The sequence below is a fragment of the Arenimonas terrae genome, assembly GCF_006265115.1.
Taxonomy (GTDB): Bacteria; Pseudomonadota; Gammaproteobacteria; order Xanthomonadales; family Xanthomonadaceae; genus Arenimonas; species Arenimonas terrae.
In genome coordinates this window covers 1,710,304-1,728,990 of record NZ_SMDR01000001.1, presented here as the reverse complement: position 1 = coordinate 1,728,990, position 18,687 = coordinate 1,710,304, and the positions used below count along the sequence as shown (strand labels likewise).

Genomic DNA, 18,687 nt, shown 5'->3' with positions numbered 1-18,687 from the left:
TGGCCGTCCGCGGCTCCGCCGCACCGCATTCCCGACCCCCGAGCCCCATGTCCGAACAAGAAGATTTCAACAAGGCCGCCCTCGACTACCACCGCCAGGCGCCGGCCGGAAAGATCCGCGTCACGCCGACCAAGGCCATGGTGACCCAGCGCGACCTGGCCCTGGCCTATTCGCCGGGCGTGGCCGCGGCCTGCGAAGCCATCGTCGCCGACCCGGGCGAGGCCAGCGCGCTCACCGCACGCGGCAACCTGGTGGGCGTGATCACCAACGGCACCGCCGTGCTGGGCCTGGGCAACATCGGCCCGCTGGCCGGCAAACCGGTGATGGAAGGCAAGGGCGTGCTGTTCCAGAAGTTCGCCGGCATCGACGTGTTCGACCTGGAGATCAACGAAAACGATCCCGACCGGCTGGTGGACATCATCGCCAGCCTCGAGCCGACCTTCGGCGGCATCAACCTCGAGGACATCAAGGCGCCCGAGTGTTTCGTGGTCGAGAAGAAGCTGCGCGAGCGGCTGAAGATCCCGGTCTTCCACGACGACCAGCACGGCACCGCGATCATCGTCGGTGCGGCGCTGCTCAACGCCCTGCACGTGGTCGGCAAGGACATCGCCAAGATCCGGCTGGCCGTCAGCGGCGCCGGCGCGGCCGGCATCGCCTGCCTGGACATGCTGGTGGCGCTGGGCGTGCAGCCGCAGAACATCCTGGTCAGCGACAAGGACGGCGTGCTGCACACCGGCCGCCCCGACCTGCAGCCGGGTGGCTTCAACGCCGGCATCGTGCGCTATGCGCGCGACTGCAGCGCCCGCAGCCTGGCCGAGATCGTCACCGGCGCCGACGTCTTCATCGGCGTCTCCGCCGGTGGCGTGCTCAAGCCCGAGATGGTCAAGACCATGGCCGAGCGGCCGATCATCTTCGCGCTCGCCAACCCGACGCCGGAGATCTCGCCGGAGCTGGCCAAGGCCGCGCGTCCGGACGCGATCATCGCCACCGGCCGCAGCGACTTCCCGAACCAGGTCAACAACGCGCTCTGCTTCCCCTACATCTTCCGCGGCGCGCTCGACGTCGGCGCGACCACGATCAACGAAGAGATGAAGCTGGCCTGCGTGCGCGCGATCGCCGACCTGGCCCGGCGCGAGGCCACCGACCTGGGCGCCGCCTACGCCGGCGAAACGCCGCGCTTCGGCCCCGATTACCTGATCCCGCGCCCCTTCGACCCGCGCCTGCTGGTCTCGCTGGCGCCGGCCGTTGCCAAGGCGGCGATGGATTCCGGCGTGGCCGCGCGCCCGATCGCCGACCTCGACGCCTACCGCGACCGCCTCAGCAGCTGGGTCTTCCGCACCGGCCTGCTGATGAAGCCGGTGTTCGACCGCGCCCGCGCCGACCGCAAGCGCGTGGTCTACGCCGAAGGCGAGGAAGAGACCGTGCTGCGCGCCGTGCAGACCGTGGTGGACGAAGGCCTGGCCCGGCCGATCCTGGTCGGCCGCCCGGCGGTGATCGAACGCCGCATCCACCGCCTGGGCCTTCGCCTGCGCATCGGCATCGACGTGGACGTCACCAACATCGACGACGATCCGCGCTTCAACGACTACTGGCAGCTCTACCACGAGATCATGCAGCGCAAGGGCATCACGCCCGCGGCCGCCAAGGCCATCGTGCGCTCGCGCGACGTGGTGATCGCCGCCCTGATGGTCCGCCGCGGCGAAGCCGACGCGCTGCTCTGCGGCCTGGTCGGCCGCTTCGTGCGCAAGCTCAAGTACGTGCGCGAGATCCTCGGCGTGGAAAGCGAGTGCCGCGGCCTGTCCGCGCTCAGCGCCGTGCTCAACGACAAGGGCGTGTTCTTCTTCACCGACACCCACGTCAACGTCGAGCCCAGCGCCGCCGCGATCGCCGAGTCGGTGATCCAGGCCGCGTTCCGCCTCAAGCTGTTCGGCATCGTGCCCAAGGCCGCCCTGGTCAGCCACAGCAACTTCGGCTCCAGCGAATCCGAGCCGGCGCAGAAGATGCGCGAGGCGCTGCAGATCCTGCGCGAACGCGCGCCCAAGCTCGAGGTCGAGGGCGAGATGCACGCCGACATCGCCCTGAACCAGGAGGCGCGCGAGCGCATCTTCCCGAACTCGCGCCTGTCGGGCCGCGCCAACCTGCTGGTGTTCGCCAACCTCGACGCCGCGAACGCCAGCTACAACCTGGTGCGCAGCGTCACCGACGGCGTGGGCATCGGACCGATCCTGATGGGCCTGGCGGCGTCGGCACACGTGCTCACGCCCTCGGCGACGGTGCGCCGCGTGGTCAACATGACCGCGATCGCCGCCGTGGACGCCCAGATCCGCGCCGCCCGCGCCTGACATGGTCACCACGGCCGCGGCCCAGTCGTCGCTGTCCGGCGTCGGGACCGTGGCGGATGCCCCGCCGGTGGCGACGATCCTGCTCGTCGCCTACCGGATGCAGGACACGATCGTCGAATCGCTGGAATCGGCGCTGGCCCAGACCGTGCCCTGCGAGATCATCGTCTCCGACGATTGCTCGGGCGACGACTCGCTGCAGCGCATCGCGCCGATCGTGCGCGACTACCGCGGCCCGCACCGCCTGCGCGTGCGCAGCACCGCCAGCAACGTCGGCCTGTGCGCGCACCTCACCGAACTGGCGCCGCTGGCGAACACCGGCCTGCTGGTCTTCCTGGCCGGCGACGACATCGCCTACCCGCACCGCGTCGAGCGCCTGGTCGAACACCTGCGCCGGCACCCGCAGGCGATGATCGTCGGCTCGGCGGTGAACGACATCAATTCCCGCGGCGAGATCATCAAGCCGCGCAACCGCGGCCAGAAGCCGGTGCTGACCCAGCAGGCGCTGCGCCAGGCCGGGCGCCTGGTCACCGTGCTGGGCGCGTCCATGGCGGTACGGCGCGAGCTGTTCACCGGGTTTCCGGCGCTGCAGGGCCGGGTCGAGGACAACGCGCTGCAGCTGCGCGCCGTGTTGGTCGGCGAATGCCACTGCCTGCCCGAGCCGCTGCTGGGCTACCGCCGCCACGACAGCAACCTGGGCAGCTGGGTGTTCGACCGCAGCGCGAAGGACGAGGCCACCTGGCGCCGCCGCCAGCAGCGTGTGGCGCAGATGTACCACGAGGTCGCCGACGACCAGGACCGCTGCATCGACGCCCGCCCCGACCTGCCGGCCGAGCGCCGCGAACGCGGCCGCGAGCTGGCGGCGATGTATCGCCTCGAGGCGCGCATGCGCGAGGCCATGCTGGAATCCGACCGCCGCCGTTGGCTCGGCCCGCTCTGGGCCGGCCTGCGTTTCCCCGGCCTGCGCCGCAAGGCCTTCGAGCGCCTGCTGAAACTGCCGCTGCCGCGCCGCTTCTTCGGGCGCTGAGGGCGCCGGGTCGGGCCCCGCGGCCCTTGCCCCGCCGACGGTTTCTGGCCACTCTTCGCCGCAGGGGAGGGGCCATGAAGCTGCGTTCGGACATCACCATCAACGGCAAGGTGCACCGCAAGGGCGAAGCCGCGCCGATGGGCTTCATCTACCCCTTCTTCCTGTTCCACATGGGCATGTTCGGGCTGTCGGGCTTCTTCATGGCCTACGGCACCGACGACGTGGAGCTGATGTTCCTGTACCTGCACGGCGGCATCGCCATCTTCGTGTACGTGCTGTTCTACCTGGCCATCTTCGGCCTGGACGAAGTGCGCTGGATGTTCATCAACGCGGCGCTGGGCCTGCTGGGCATCTGGGCCGAGATCCGCTACATCCTGGGCTGGTTCGGAAAATCCATCGACGACTTCCCGCTGTCGGTGCACGTCACGCCCTTCCTCTACTACATCCTCTACACCTTCCTGCTGCGGCAGATGCTGCTCGACCTCACGCGCTCGCGCGACAACCCGGCGCGCAAGCGCCTGGTCGAGATGCTCTACGTGGTCGTTTCGCTGGTGGTGTACGGCACGCTCTGGCTCAAGAGCGGCTGATCAGCGCCGCACCAGCTTCAGCGCCAGCACCGTGATGTCGTCGGATTGCGGCGCCCTGCCGGCGAAGGCGTGCGCCGCCGCGACCAGCGCCTCGCACTGCTGGCGGGCGGAATGTCCGGGCACCAACGCGTCGAGCAAGCGCTGCTCGCCGAAAGCCTGATCGTCCGGATCGAAGGCCTCGGTGACGCCGTCGGTGTAGAGCAGCAGGGTGTCGCCGACGCCGAGCCGGCCTGACCACTCCGAAAACATTCCGTCCGCCTCGAAGCCCAGCGGCCCGCCGCCCTCGAAGCGCAGCAGGCTGCGGCTGCCGTCGGCGCCCAGCCGCACCGGCGGATCGTGGCCGGCGCTGGCCAGCACGAACTGGCCATTGCCCAGGTCGATGTGGCCGCACAGCACGGTCGCGAACATGCAGGTGTCGTTGCCCTCGACCAGGTGCCGCGCCGCTTCCGACAGCGCCAGCGCCGGCGTGCCGGCCATCTGCGCCGCGACTTCCAGCACCGTCATCGTGCGCGCCATGAACAGCGCCGCTGGAATGCCCTTGTCCGACACGTCGCCGATCAGGAACCACAGCCGCCCGTCGCCCTGGTCGAAGTGGTTGTAGAAGTCGCCGCCCACCGCCTTGGCCGGCTGCAGCATCGCGTGCACGTCGGCGCGCAGGCCCAGGCCGTCGTAGCTGCGGCCCGGCGGCAGCATGGCCTGCTGGATCTCGCGGGCGATGTCGAGTTCGCTCTCCAGCTTCTGGCGGTCGCGCGCCATGCCGGCGATCTCCGCGAGCTGGCCCCGGATCGAATCGCGGGCCCGCTCCAGTGCCCGCGCCATCACCCCGACCTCGTCGCCGCGGGTGTCGTGCGGCACCGGCCATTCGAACTCGCCGGCGGCGAAATGGCCGGCCGAACTGGTCAGTTCGCTCAGCGGCACCGTGATGCGCCGCGCCAGCCGGCGCACCAGCACCGCCAGCACCACCGTGGCCAGCCCCGCGCCCACGGCCAGCCAGCGGCCCAGCTGCCGCAGGTCCTGCAGGATCACTTCGTGCGAGAGCGAGAGCTGCAGCGTCCAGCCGGTGTCGACCACCGGCGTCAGCACCGAGAACCGGGTCTCGCCGGTGGGCAGCGTATGGGTGAGTTCCAGCGGCGTGCCGGCCAGCCGCGCGGCTTCCACCGGCGCAAGGTCGACGCGGCCGCTTTCGCGCATCAGGCTCGCGAAGGTGTGGTTGAGCGCGATGCCCGGATCCGGATGCACCGCCAGTGTGCCGCCCGGCGTCATCAATGCCGGCCGCTGCCCGGCCACCTGGCGCATGCTGTCGAGCAGTTCCGACAGTCGGCGCACCGGCACGTCCAGGCTCACCATGCCCACGGTCTTGCCCTGGCCATCGCGCAGCGGCAGGTTCAGCGTGACCATCCAGACGCCGCCGGCGGTCTCGTTGAAATACGGCTCCGACCACCAGGGATGCGTCGCTGCGAGCGTGCGCCGGTACCATTCCTGCGCATGCGCGTCGTAACCCTCGGCGACCAGGTCGCGGTCGACGCTGCCGCGGCGTTCGACGCCGGCGTAATAAGCCATGGCCTGGCCGTCGTCCAGCACGCCCGGCTCGAGCGCCACCAGGCCGCCGACTGCGCTGGCGTCGGCTTCCAGCATCGCGTTGAGCGCCTGCACCAGGCCGTCGCGCTGCAGGCCCAGGCCGTTGAACAGGCCGACCAGGCCTTCGCCGGTGATGCGCACCGAGCCCATCGCCGCCGCCAGCCGTTCGCTGGCCTGGCGGGCCTCGAAGCGGGTGCGGACCTCGGCCTCGCCGACGATGCGCTGTTGCGCCACGACGTAGGCCACGCCGAAGCCGGCGATCAGCAGCGCGGTCACCAGGGTGCCGAACCACAGCATCAGCCGCGTGCGCAGGCTGTCGCGCCAAGGCACCACGAGCTCGGTCGGCGGGACGGACTGGTTCATGCGGAAGCGGGCGTCCTCGGGGGTGGAGCCGGGTGCGGTGTCGCGGACTTCAGGAGCGGGCCGTGCGGGGCTGCCCCGACGCCGTCATTCGTCGTCGTCGCCGCGCAGGACCTTCTTCTGCATGGCGTCGAGGTAGGCGTCGGCTTCCTGCACCGACGAGAAGATCTCGTCCAGCGGCACCGCCTTCACCACGTCGAACACCTTCTGGATCTGCGGCTTCGGGTTCACCACGACGACCTTGCCGCCGCGCGCCGCCAGCGCCTTGCGCGCCTTGAAGATCGAACGCACGCCGGCCGAGCTGATGTAGTCCAGCCCCGCCAGGTCGAGGATCAGCGACTGCACCTGCGAGCCCAGCACCGGCGACAGCTGCTGGTCGAGTTCGCCGTAGGTGTGGGTGTCGAGCCGTCCGGCCAGGGACACGCGCTGGATGCCGTTGCCGGCGGGGGCGATCTCGATGCTCAGGCTCATGGGGGGCTCTCCGGGTAGGGGATGTGCAGCACGATGCGCAGTACGTTGTGGAAGTCGTCGCGGGTGTAGGCGACCTGTTCGGCCAGTTCCTTGATCAGGTGCACACCCAGGCCGCCGATCGGGCGGTCTTCGATGTCGGCGTCCAGGTCCGGGGGCGGCTGCGACAGCGGGTCGAAGGCGCGGCCGTTGTCGCGGAATTCCATCGCCAGCCGGTTGCCCTCGACCGAGGCCAGCAGCTCCAGGCGCGGCTCGCGGCCTTCCTCGACGCCGTGGCTGATCACGTTGCAGGCCACTTCTTCGATCACCAGGTGCACGTCGTGCATCACCATCGGCGGCAGGTCGTGGCCGGACAGGCCGGCATCCACCTGGGCGATCAGCTGGCGGATCGCGTCGGCAGGCAGCGGCGGCTCCAGCAGGGCCTTCACGGCGAAACGCTCGCGCACGCGGGCATCGCGCTTGTAGCGGATGGCCAGCACGGTGATGTCGTCGGACTGCTGGGCGCCGTCGGCGAAGGCGTGCACGTCGCGCACCACGGCGCGGCACTGCGCCTCGGCGTCGAGCGCTGGATCGAGCGCGGCGAGCAGGCGGTCGGTGCCATAGGCGTTGTTGTCACGGTCGAAGGCCTCGGTGACGCCATCGGTGTAGGTGAACAACGTGTCGCCCGGTTTCAGGCGGCCACGCCAGGCAGGATAGCCCTCGGCGACGGCCACGCCCAGCGGGCCTTCGGTGGGCACGGGCAGGTACTCGCGGCTGCCGTCGGCGCGCAGCAGCACCGGCGGCTCGTGGCCGGCGCTGGCCAGGGACAGCGCGCCGGTGCGCAGCTCGATCACGCCACACAGCACGGTCGCGAACATGCAGGTGTCGTTGCCCTCGACCAGATGCTTGGCGGCCTCCTGCAGCGCCCGCCCGGGCGAGCCGCCCAGCTGCGCCGCCACCTCCAGCACCGTCATCGTGCGCGTCATGAACAGCGCCGCCGGCACGCCCTTGTCCGACACGTCGCCGATGACGAACCACAGCGAATCGCCGTCGCGCTCGAACAGGTTGTAGAAATCGCCGCCCACCGCCTTGGCCGGCTCCAGCAGCCCGTGGAATTCCAGGTGCGATTCACCGGCGTCGAACTGGTTGCCGACCGGCAGCATGGCCTGTTGGATGTCGGCGGCGATATTCAGCTCGCCCTCCAGCCGCGCGCGCACCGCGCCCATTTCGGCGATCTCGCTCATCTGCTGCTTGATCGAGCCGCGCGCGCTGTCGAAGGCCCGGGCCAACACGCCCACCTCGTCCTCGCGCTGGGTGTGGCCCAGCGGGTAGTCGAAGTCGCCGCGGGCGAAATGCCGCGCCGACTCGGTCAGGTCCTCGATGGGCCGGGCGATCAGGCCTGAATAGCGCCGCACCGCCGCCACGCAGATGAAGACGCCGACCAGGCCGCCCAGCAATCCCCACAGCGTGATGCGCTGCAGCTGGGCCAGCACGAAGTCCTCGTCCACCGACAGCGTGAAGGTCCAGCCGGTGGCGCCCACCGGTTCGGCGAAGGTGTAGCGCACTTCGCCGGCGTCGGGGCCGCTCCCGGCCACCACGTGTTTCATCTCGAAGGTTTCCCGGCGCAGCACGCGGTCGGCCAGGGTCGCCAAATCGCTGCGGCCCCGTGCGTCGATCAGCGAGCGAACGGTTTCCTTGCCCTCGACCATGTCGTCCGGGTGCAGCACCAGCCGGTGTTCGGGCGACAGCAGCACCGGCAGGATCGCCGGGTCCTGCGGCAGCTGTTTCAGGATCGCGTCGAGCCTGGCCAGCGGCACGTCCACGCTGACCATGCCGATGGTGCCGCCCTCGGCGCCGTCGCCCGGCCGCCGCAGCGGCAGGTTGTAGGTGGTGAAGTCGACGCCGCCGGTGGCCTTGTTGCGGTAGGGCTCGCCCCACCACGGCGTGCCGCTGGTGACGGTGCGCACGTACCAGGGCATCACCCGGTAGTCGTAGCCCAGGTCTTCGACCGTCTGTTCGACGAAGCCCGCGCCCTGGCGGCGGATGTACCAGGTGAAGCCCGGGTCGTCCGGGCTCAGCCGGCCCGGCTCGATGATCAGCATGGCGCCGGCGATGTCCGGGTCCGAGGCCACGGTGGCCATCAGCAGCTGGCGCAGGGCCACCGGTTCGCGGCCGACCACGGTGGCGTTGGCGCTCAGGGTCTGGCCGCTGACCTGCACCGTGTCCAGGGTGGCCAGCAGGCCGCGCGCGGTCTGGCTGGCCAGGCTGCGCATTTCGGTCCGGGCGTTTTCGATCAGGACACCGCGTATCGCCGCGTAGAACACCGTGGCCACGCCGAGCAGCAGCAGGATGCTGGTCAGGGACGACCAGAACATCAGCCGCGTGCGCAGGCTGCGGCGCCAGCCGGGGCGGCGCGCGGGCAGGGTGTCGGCGGCAGCGCGGATCGAATCCATGGCCTCCCCGGGACAGGGCGGGACACGCCGCCCGGGCCAAGCATAGCCGCTGGGCGGGGCCCGGAACCGTGACCGCATACGGGGGCGTCGGGCCGGCCCCCTGCGCTAAACTCCGGGGACTCACAAATCACAAAGAACGGCCCTGCCGGAACACCGGCCCGGCCGCATGCAAGGGAAGGGTTATGAACTGGCTTACCGACGTCCTGGAAAACGACCTCGACCCCGTCGAGACCCGCGAGTGGATCGAGTCGCTCAAGGCCGTGCTCGACACCGACGGCCCCGAGCGCGCGCACCAGCTGCTCGAGCGCATGGTCGAACTGACCCGCCGCGCCGGCGCCCACCTGCCGTTCCAGCCGACCACCGAATACGTCAACACCATTCCCGCGCACCTGGAAGCCAAGAGCGACGGCGACGCCACGCTGGAATGGCGCATCCGCAGCATCATCCGCTGGAACGCGATGGCGATGGTGGTGCGGGCCAACCGCAAGCCGGGCGACCTGGGCGGCCACATCGCGTCCTTCGCGTCGTCGGCCACGCTGTACGACGTGGGCTTCAACCACTTCTGGCGCGCGCCCAGCGAATCGCACCCGGGCGACATCCTGTACATCCAGGGCCACAGCTCGCCGGGCATCTACGCCCGCAGCTTCCTGGAAGGCCGCATCAGCGAGAACCAGCTCGACAACTTCCGCATGGAAGTCGACGGCAAGGGCATCAGCAGCTACCCGCACCCGTGGCTGATGCCGGACTACTGGCAGACCCCGACCGTTTCCATGGGCCTGGGCCCGATCAGCGCCATCTACCAGGCGCGCTTCCTGAAGTACCTGGAACACCGCGGCCTGATCGCGCCTTCCGACCGCAAGGTCTGGTGCTTCCTGGGCGACGGCGAGACGGACGAGCCCGAGAGCCTGGGCGCGATCGGCGTGGCCGGCCGCGAAGGCCTGGACAACCTGGTCTTCGTCATCAACTGCAACCTGCAGCGCCTGGACGGCCCGGTGCGCGGCAACGGCAAGATCATCCAGGAGCTGGAGGGCAGCTTCCGCGGCGCCGGCTGGAACGTGCTCAAGCTCGTGTGGGGCAGCTACTGGGATCCGCTGCTGGCCCGCGACGGCGACGGCATGCTGAAGAAGCTGATGATGGAAACCGTCGACGGCGAGTACCAGAACTGCAAGGCCTTCGGCGGCGCCTACACGCGCGAGAACTTCTTCGGCAAGTACGAACAGACCCGCAAGCTGGTCGACAACCTCAGCGACGACGACATCCGTCGGTTGAATCGCGGTGGCCACGACCCGCACAAGGTCTACGCCGCCTACCACCAGGCCGTGAACCACAAGGGCCAGCCCACGGTGATCCTGGCCAAGACCGTGAAGGGTTACGGTATGGGTAGCTGGGGCGAGTCGCTGAACCCGACCCACCAGACCAAGAAGCTCGACGACAGCGCCGTGAAGGCCTTCCGCGACCGCTTCCAGATTCCGGTCAGCGACGACAAGCTGGGCGAGGTGCCGTTCTACCACCCGGGCAAGGATTCGCCGGAAGTGCAGTACATGCTGAGCCGCCGCGAGAAGCTGGGTGGCTTCCTGCCGCAGCGCCGCCGCAAGACGAGCCAGGCGCTCACGGCGCCCAAGCTCGAGGTGTTCGACCGCCTGCTGAAATCAACGGGCGACCGCGAGAACAGCACCACCATGAGCTTCGTGCAGGCGCTCAACATCGTGCTGCGCGACAAGCAGGTGGGCCCGCGCTGCGTGCCGATTGTTGCCGATGAGGCAAGAACGTTCGGCATGGAAGGCCTGTTCCGCCAGATCGGCATCTACGCGCCGCACGGCCAGAAGTACAAGCCGGTCGACGCCGACCAGCTGATGTACTACCGCGAGGACGTCACCGGCCAGGTGCTGGAAGAGGGCATCACCGAAGCGGGCGCCTTCAGCTCGTGGATGGCGGCGGCGACCAGCTACTCGTCGTCCGACCAGCCGATGCTGCCGTTCTACATCTACTACAGCATGTTCGGCTTCCAGCGCATCGGCGACAGCGCCTGGCAGGCGGCCGACATGCGCGCGCGCGGCTTCCTGCTGGGCGCCACCGCGGGCCGCACCACGCTCAACGGCGAAGGCCTGCAGCACGAGGACGGCCACAGCCACCTGCTGGCCGGCGCCATCCCCAACTGCAAGGCCTACGACCCCACCTTCGGCTTCGAAGTGGCGGTGATCCTGCAGCACGGCATGCAGCGCATGCTCGAGGACCAGGTGGACGAGTACTACTACCTGACCCTGATGAACGAAAGCTACCCGCACCCGGACATGCCCGAAGGCGCGGCCGAGGGCATCCTCAAGGGCATGTACCTGCTCAAGGACGCCGGCAAGCCCAAGAAGGGCGAGCTGCGCGTGCAGCTGCTGGGCAGCGGCACCATCCTGCGCGAGGCCATCGCCGCGGCCGAACTGCTGGACAAGGACTTCGGCGTCAGCGCCGACATCTGGAGCTGCCCCAGCTTCACCGAACTGCGCCGCGACGGCTTCGAGGCCGAACGCTGGAACCGATTCCATCCGGAAGACAAGCCGAAGCAGGCCTACGTCACCCAGTGCCTGGAAGGCCGCCAGGGCCCGGCCATTGCCGCCACCGACTACGTGCGCGCCTTTGCCGACCAGATCCGCGCCTTCGTGCCCATGAAGTACACCGTGCTGGGCACCGACGGCTTCGGCCGGTCCGATACCCGCGCCAACCTGCGCAGGTTCTTTGAAGTCGACCGGTACTACATCGCGCATGCCGCGATTGCGGCGCTGGCGGCGGAGGGGAAGATGAATGGGAAGGATGTGGCGCGGGCGATCAAGCAGTACAAGATCGATCCGGACAGGGTGAACCCGATAAACGCCTAACCGTTGCGGTTATAGGCGGTAAGTCGGAAGGCCGCCCAGCTATCGTTCACCAACTTGGGTCAGAGGGTCATTCATTGTTCCCAGTCGTTCAAGTTCCTTCGCGGGAGGCCGGAATCTTCGAGCCCTTAGGCACAAAGGCGAAGTTCTGGTTCGACGACAACCGATCTCTTTTCAAAGAGGGGCGTGTTGGCACGGGAGAGAATTGGGCTGAAGTCGTTTGTGCCGAGCTCGCTGAGTTGCTTGGATTGCCTCATGCGAGCTACCGTCTGGCAGAGTTTGTCGATCAGGGTCATGTTAGGAGGGGCGTTAGCACGCCCAATTTTGTCCCTACCAACGCACGCCTGGTGCTTGGAAACGAGCTGATTAAGCCAGTCGCATCTTTTGAGACGGCGGTGCGACAGATTCGGCGACAGGAGCACACCATCCGTCGAATCGCAACAGTCATGAAGATGTCGTCGCTGTTGCCGCCGTTGGACTGGACCCCTCCATCTGGCGTAGAAGGTGCTGGTGGAACTATGGCCGGATACTTGCTTTTGGATGCCCTAGTGGCGAACCAGGACCGGCATGAAGAGAACTGGGGCTTGGTCGTTCGCGACGGCCGGCTTTATCTCGCGCCGACGTTTGATCACGCTTCAAGTCTAGGTCGCAATGAAAGAGATGAGGTGCGGCGCAAGAAGCTCGATGCGACAGCTTCCGATCATTCAGTAGTTGGCTATGCGCGGCGTGCGAGAAGTCAGATTTTTTCGTCCGATGGCGCGAGACTGACAACCCATGATGCCTTTAGGCATATTTCGGCAATCTTTCCATCGGGCGCTCAGTTTTGGCTTGACCGATTGGGCACGCTGAGCGAAGCAAGCTTCCGCGACGTCCTGAACCAGGTCCCAAACGATTGGATTTCGGAAACGGCACGTGAGTTTGCCGTGCAGATGTTAGTAACGAATCGCTTAGCTTTGTTGGAGAAGTAGACATGAAAGCCCTTTTTCTTGCGTTGCAGGAGCAGGGAACTCACCGATGGTCGCCCGTGGCAAGGGTGATCAAAGAGCAGGGCCACTATAGGCTTTCTTACACCCGCGGCGCTTTGGACGTCGATGGATTTAAGGGCTTCGGGCGGATGGGGGAGTTGGGCCGCGAGTACGTTTCGGACGCTTTGTTTCCGCTGCTTCAGAACAGAGTTCTTCCGAGGTCTCGCCCTGAATATAAGCACTATCTTGAATGGCTCGGGTTGTCTGAGGTTGCGCATGATGAGCTGGAGGAGCTTTCTAGGACTGGCGGAGTTCGCGCAACGGACTCGATCGAATTAATCCCGTGCCCCGAGCCCACTCCCGAGAACTTCTACGAGGCGTACTTCTTTGTGCGCGGCATTCGTCACTTTCCATCTGAAGTTGAGGCAAGAGTGAGTCAGCTTAGAGCAGGCGATCGACTGTTCTTGATTAAAGATGTCCAGAATGCCCACGATCAGTGTGCTCTGTTGCTCCGAACGGCTGAGCCAATTAGCTTGATTGGCTATGCGCCTAGGTATTACTCGGAGGACTTTTCTGAGTTGGCATCAGGTGAAAATGTATCGAAAGTCGAAGTGGTTGTTGAGCGCATCAATATGGACGCGCCTCTTCCATACCGAGTTCTTTGTCGAATTCGCGCGCCATGGCCGAGTCTGTTTTCGGCGTGCGGCTCTGAGAAATTTGAGCTACTAAGCAGCTCTGTCTAGACAGCTAAGCAGGCACATTCAGTTTAGGAAGCAGAGCCGCCTTGAAGGAGGGTAACGTATGCATCCATCAGCCCGTGCTTGCATTGCTTATATTGCGGCTTGTTCGATTTCCGGAAAGAAAGCCTCGGGGATCTATGACTACTCGCAGTCAAAGCACATCTCGATCAGCGGCAACGCAGATAAGAGGAGCGCATCGCTGTACGACTACAGCCGAAGCTGCCATGTGTCTGGTCACTTTCCAACCCTTTTCGACTATGGTCAGGGAGCTCACATTTCATTTGGGTTCAACGGAAAAGCATTCTCCGGTTACAATTTTAGAACGGCGAGCCATTTCTCTGGCGCCGTTAACGGATCGAGCATTAGCCTCTACGACCACGGCGTTGGAATCAACTTCCAGTTCTCAATCTAGTAATTTTCTCGCTCAGTGAGAAGTCGGCTAGCCGACGATTGTCGGTCGTCTAAGCGCATGCGCACGATCCAGGGTTCCAGCCTGGAATTGTCACCACATGAGAGCCAAAGGGCTGAGGAGTGTCGTCAAGTTTCGATCGCTCGCTAATGAGGTTTTTGGCTAAGTGACAGCGAGTCAGGTGACGCTCCGCGCGGTCAACTAACGCCCTCTATCATCTTCCTGTCATGTGCCCCGTTCGATTCTGACTTCCCAGCATTAACGTCCCGCTGCTGCCGCCGCGCCTCGCTGGTTGTTCCCTCGCTTCCGGGCGAGGGGGCGGACGATCCGCCGTCGAACCGGCACCGGACGATCTGGATCTCCGACGTGCACCTGGGCACGTCCGGCTGCAAGGCGGCCTTCCTGCTGGGCTTCCTGAAGTGGAATGACGCCGACACCATCTACCTGGTGGGCGGCATCGAGCGGACAGCCGAGGCCACACACTGATCGGGCGCTTGAGTGTCTGGTCTGCGCCGTATCAGGAATCGGCACCGCAACGGGATGCGGCAGATGTCGGCGACTCGGACTTGCTCGCCACCTGTGCTGCCCGCGGGCAAGGCTTCCGCGGCGCCCGCACCGCTACTTCGGGATGCGCCTCAAGCCACGCAATCACCCGGGGCCAGCCCTGCAGCTCGGCCACTTCAAGAAAGTCCGAAGGCAGCTCCCAGCCACGCGGCCTGTGCGCCAGCTGCGCGTCCAGCATCTGCAGCGCCAGATCCTCCCCATGCCGCACGCTGAACCGCATGAACTCGCGTTCGCCCAGCGACGCCGGGTCCAGGCCGCGGGCCAGCAGGTAGCGCATGAATTCCGGGTCGTCCGCGTGGGCGGCGATCGACAGCAGGCCGGTGCCTCGGGAGGAAAGGGCCGACAGGTCGGCACCCTGGCCGTCGAGCCAGCGGGCGATTGCGAAGCCTTCCCAGGCCTTGTCGACGAGGTCCCGCTCCAGCAGCAGCGTCACCGGCAACGCTCGTCGGGGTGAGGGTCCTTCCTCGTTCGGGTCGGGGTAGGTCAGCGCGGGATTCGACTGCACGCCGGCGATGCGCCAGAGTCGCTGCACGGGCGCCAGGCGGCCGCCCTGGATGGCGGCGCGGAAGGCGGCGTCGATCTTGCCCTGGTCCGGTCGCCCGTCGGTCATCAGCACGCCGTGCGCGATCAGCGGCTCGACCAGGGCCGCGCGCCGCTCGCGCAGGGCGATGTCCAGCACCGTCCAGGGTTCGGGCGAGGCGGCGGTTTCGGCGGAGGCGCCCAGTTCGAGCAGGCGCAGGATCGCCGCTTCGTCCAGGCGGTGACGGTGGTGGAACGACCGCACCAGCAGGTCGCGGCCGGCGGGCGAGGCGAAGTCGAAGCCTTCCTTCTGCAGCACGTCGATCGTGTCGTCGGACAAATACACCCAGCGGTGCACGCCGGTGCGCTGCACGATCGCCTCGGCCAGGCGCCGCAGGGCGATGGGGGCGGCGGGGTGCGAGGCGGGGTAGACGAGGCTCTGCTTGCGCCGGCCGCCGGCGTCGACGCGGACCATGATCGTCTCGGCGTCGTGCACCTGCGCGCGGTAGTCGTCTTCCGCGGCCCACAGCCCGGGGTCGCGGGCCAGCGCCAGCAGCGGCGCGACCTCGGCCGCGGGCAGCTTCCAGGCGCGGTCGTCCGGGACGGCGACGTGGCGCAGGCCGCGATAGCCCACCCATCCGTCGCCGCGCACGGTGATCGCGTATTCGGCGCATTGCCAGAAGCAGCCGACGCGCACCAGGGTCACGCTGGTGTCTTCGGCGCGCACCGGGGGCACCTCGACCACGCGGCCCGGAAGGATCTGCACGTCGATCGGCTGCTGCACTTGCATGGCAACGGCGCGCCCCTCGCGTTCGAAGGGCCGGTAGCGCCAGCCGGGCACGGCGGCGGCCAGCTGGGCCCTGATTTTCGGCAGTCCTTCCTCCGACGCCAGGCCGCCAACGCAGGTGGGGCGTCCCGAGGCGTCCACGCCGACCGACAGCGCGAGGTAGTCGTCGACCAACGCGGGATCCGTTCCCGCGGGGTAGTCCACCACCGGCCGTTCGAACAGCCGGTGGTCGTCGGTGGTCTGTCGATCGGCCTCCGGAAGCTTCACTTTGGTGTCGGCGCAGGACGGAAGGTCGGCGGCCACTGCGGGCAGGGCCACCGCCAGCCAGCATGCCGCGGCGATGTTCGGGAAACGCGGCATGGCCAGTGGCTCCGCTCTGCTCGCCCCGATGCTCGCCGAAGAAGCGCGGCAACGCCAGCATCGAACGCACGTGGCCGCGTCGGGGCGGGCCTGTTCAGGCGGCGGAGGCCATGGCGGCGGCGCCGGCAGGCACAATGCCCGCATGGCCAAGCCCCGCCCCCGCAAACAATCCGTCGGACCGGCTGAAGGGGCGGGCTATGTCCACGTCCGCGGCGCCCGCCACAACAACCTCAAGGACCTCGACGTCGCCATCCCGCGCGATGCGCTGGTGGTGTTCACCGGGGTGTCGGGCTCGGGCAAGTCCTCGCTGGCCTTCGGCACGCTGTATGCGGAGGCGCAGCGGCGCTACCTGGATTCGGTCGCGCCGTACGCGCGGCGGCTGATCGAGCAGCAGGCGCCGCCCGAAGTGGACGCCATCGACGGCCTGCCGCCGGCCGTGGCCCTGCAGCAGCAGCGCGGCACGCCCAGCACGCGCTCCTCGGTCGGCAGCGTCACCACGGTGTCGAACTCGCTGCGCATGCTGTACTCGCGCGCCGGCGACTACCCGAAGGGGCAGGGCGTCATCTACGCCGACGGCTTTTCGCCGAACACGCCGGCCGGCGCCTGCCCGACCTGCCATGGCCTGGGTCGCGTGCTCGAGGTCAGCGAGGCCTCGCTGGTGCCCGACCCCTCGCTGAGCATCCGCGAGCGCGCCATCGCCGCCTGGCCGCCGGCCTGGCATGGCCAGAACCTGCGCGACATCCTGGTCACGCTGGGCTACGACGTCGACATCCCGTGGAAGAAGCTGCCGAAGAAGCAGCGCGACTGGATCCTGTTCACCGACGAGCAGCCGGTGGTGCCGGTGTACCCGGGTTTCACCCCGGCCGAGACCCGCACCGCGCTCAAGCGCAAGACCGAGCCCGCCTACATGGGCACCTACACCAGCGCCCGCCGCTACGTGCTGCACACCTATGCCAGCACCGGCAGCGCGATGATGAAGAAGCGCGTGTCGCGTTTCCTGCTCGGCAGTGCCTGCCCGGAATGCCATGGCAAGCGCCTGCGGCGCGAGGCGCTGTCGGTCACCTTCGCCGGGCTCGACATCGCCGAACTGTCGGCGCTGCCGCTGCACGACGTGGCAGAGAAACTGCGCGGCGCGCTCGATGGCCCGGCCGCGCGCAAGCGCCGCAAGGACCACCCGGAGCAGGCGCTGGCCGCCGAACGCCTGGCCGGCGACGTGCTGCACCGCATCGCCGCCATCGAAGGCCTGGGCCTGGGCTATCTGTCGCTGGACCGCAGCACGCCGACGCTGTCGCCGGGCGAACTGCAGCGCCTGCGCCTGGCCACCCAGCTGCGCTCCAAACTCTTCGGCGTGGTGTACGTGCTCGACGAGCCGTCGGCCGGCCTGCACCCCGCCGACACCGAGGCCCTGCTCGACGCGCTGGTGCAGCTGCGCGCGGCCGGCAACTCGGTGTTCGTGGTCGAACACGAGATCGACGTGATCCGCCGCGCCGACTGGATCGTGGATGTCGGCCCCGGCGCGGGCGAACAGGGCGGCCGCATCGTCTACAGCGGGCCGGCCAAGGGCCTGCATGCGGTGGCCGGTTCGCGCACCCGCGAATTCCTCGAAGCTCCGCGCGCCGCACCGCGCGCGCCGCGCAAACCCGCCGGCTGGCTGAAGCTGGCCGGCGTGTACCGCAACAACCTGCACGGCGTGGACGTGGATTTCCCGCTCGGCGTGCTGACCGCGGTCACCGGCGTCTCGGGTTCGGGCAAATCCACCCTGGTGACACAGGCGCTGGTCGACCTGCTGTCCGCGCACCTGGGCCACGAGCCGCCGCCGCCCGAAGAAGCCGACGAGCTGCTGCACGAGGACGCCGCGGGCGGCCTCACCGCCGGCCATGTCAGCGAAGGCCTGGACGCGGTGACGCGGCTGGTGCAGGTGGACCAGAAACCCATCGGCCGCACGCCGCGCTCCAACCTGGCCACCTACACCGGCCTGTTCGACCCGGTGCGAAAACTCTTTGCGGCGACACCGCTGGCGAAGTCCCGCAAGTACGACGCCGGCCGATTCTCGTTCAACGTCGCCAAGGGCCGCTGCCCGACCTGCGCCGGAGAAGGTTTCGTATCGGTCGAGCTGCTGTTCATGCCCAGCGCCTATGCGCCCTGCCCGGACTGCGGCGGCGCGCGTTACAACCCCGACACGCTGGCGGTGCGCTGGCGGGGCCGCAACATCGCCGAGGTGCTGCGGCTGACGGTCGACGAGGCCGCGGACTTCTTCAAGGACGAGCCGGCCGTGCGCCATCCGCTCGACGTGCTGCGCGAAGTCGGCCTGGGCTATCTGCGCCTGGGCCAGCCGGCCACCGAGATCTCCGGCGGCGAAGCGCAGCGCATCAAGCTGGCCACCGAACTGCAGCGCGTGCAGCGCGCGGGCACGGTATACGTGCTCGACGAACCCACCACCGGCCTGCATCCGGCCGACGTCGAGCGCCTGCTGGCCCAGCTGCAGCGCCTGGTGGACGCGGGCAACACGGTGATCCTGGTCGAACACGACCTGTCCCTGGTCGCGGCCAGCGACTGGGTCATCGACCTCGGGCCCGGCGCCGGTGCGGCCGGCGGCCGCATCGTCGCCACCGGCACGCCGCAGCGGGTCGCCGCGTCGAAGACCAGCCGCACGGCGCCCTACCTGCGCCGCGCGCTGGCCTGATCCCGCCC

General features: G+C 68.1%; 11 protein-coding genes. 7 read left to right on the top strand and 4 right to left on the bottom strand.

Annotated elements, in window-relative coordinates; all coding sequences use genetic code 11:
* The first annotated feature begins 47 nt into the window (after positions 1-47).
* The 3 genes from E1B00_RS08220 to E1B00_RS08210 all read left to right on the top strand — a co-directional run bounded on the left by E1B00_RS08220 (position 48) and on the right by E1B00_RS08210 (position 3,953).
* Positions 48-2,342: an NADP-dependent malic enzyme gene (locus E1B00_RS08220; RefSeq protein ID WP_139447444.1), complete on the top strand. Its 2,295-nt coding sequence runs from the start codon at positions 48-50 to the stop codon at positions 2,340-2,342.
* Position 2,343: 1 nt separating this feature from the next.
* Positions 2,344-3,366, top strand: a complete 1,023-nt coding sequence (locus tag E1B00_RS08215) for a glycosyltransferase (RefSeq protein WP_139447442.1) — start codon at positions 2,344-2,346, stop codon at positions 3,364-3,366.
* 74 nt (positions 3,367-3,440) lie between these two features.
* Positions 3,441-3,953: a hypothetical protein gene (locus tag E1B00_RS08210; RefSeq protein ID WP_139447440.1), complete on the top strand. Its 513-nt coding sequence runs from the start codon at positions 3,441-3,443 to the stop codon at positions 3,951-3,953.
* On the opposite strand, the gene E1B00_RS08205 is transcribed toward E1B00_RS08210, so the two are convergent.
* From E1B00_RS08205 to E1B00_RS08195, 3 genes are all read right to left on the bottom strand, one after another.
* A complete protein-coding gene (locus E1B00_RS08205) occupies positions 3,954-5,894 on the bottom strand; it encodes a SpoIIE family protein phosphatase (RefSeq protein ID WP_139447438.1) in 1,941 nt (646 codons plus the stop codon).
* A gap of 84 nt (positions 5,895-5,978) precedes the next feature.
* Positions 5,979-6,362, bottom strand: coding sequence for an STAS domain-containing protein (locus E1B00_RS08200; RefSeq protein ID WP_139447436.1), 384 nt, complete (start codon positions 6,360-6,362; stop codon positions 5,979-5,981).
* Positions 6,359-8,791 carry a SpoIIE family protein phosphatase gene (locus tag E1B00_RS08195; RefSeq protein WP_176693167.1) on the bottom strand — a complete coding sequence of 811 codons (2,433 nt, stop codon included), beginning with the start codon at positions 8,789-8,791 and terminating at the stop codon, positions 6,359-6,361. The genes E1B00_RS08200 and E1B00_RS08195 overlap by 4 nt, the downstream gene beginning before the upstream one ends.
* 182 nt (positions 8,792-8,973) lie before the next feature.
* Here E1B00_RS08195 and aceE point away from each other — a divergent pair, with 182 nt between their 5' ends.
* The 3 genes from aceE to E1B00_RS08180 all read left to right on the top strand — a co-directional run bounded on the left by aceE (position 8,974) and on the right by E1B00_RS08180 (position 13,360).
* Complete coding sequence (gene aceE / locus E1B00_RS08190) at positions 8,974-11,655, top strand: pyruvate dehydrogenase (acetyl-transferring), homodimeric type (RefSeq protein ID WP_139447434.1); 2,682 nt, start codon at positions 8,974-8,976, stop codon at positions 11,653-11,655.
* Positions 11,656-11,729: 74 nt separating this feature from the next.
* On the top strand, positions 11,730-12,620 hold the full coding sequence (locus tag E1B00_RS08185; protein WP_139447432.1) for a HipA domain-containing protein: 891 nt from the start codon (positions 11,730-11,732) through the stop codon (positions 12,618-12,620).
* Between the two features lie 2 nt (positions 12,621-12,622).
* Positions 12,623-13,360 carry an HIRAN domain-containing protein gene (locus E1B00_RS08180; protein WP_139447429.1) on the top strand — a complete coding sequence of 246 codons (738 nt, stop codon included), beginning with the start codon at positions 12,623-12,625 and terminating at the stop codon, positions 13,358-13,360.
* A gap of 923 nt (positions 13,361-14,283) precedes the next feature.
* Here E1B00_RS08180 and E1B00_RS08170 read toward each other — a convergent pair.
* Complete coding sequence (locus E1B00_RS08170) at positions 14,284-15,996, bottom strand: DUF6438 domain-containing protein (protein WP_139447425.1); 1,713 nt, start codon at positions 15,994-15,996, stop codon at positions 14,284-14,286.
* 142 nt (positions 15,997-16,138) lie between these two features.
* Here E1B00_RS08170 and E1B00_RS08165 point away from each other — a divergent pair, with 142 nt between their 5' ends.
* Positions 16,139-18,679, top strand: a complete 2,541-nt coding sequence (locus E1B00_RS08165) for an excinuclease ABC subunit UvrA (RefSeq protein ID WP_139447423.1) — start codon at positions 16,139-16,141, stop codon at positions 18,677-18,679.
* Positions 18,680-18,687: the final 8 nt, after the last annotated feature.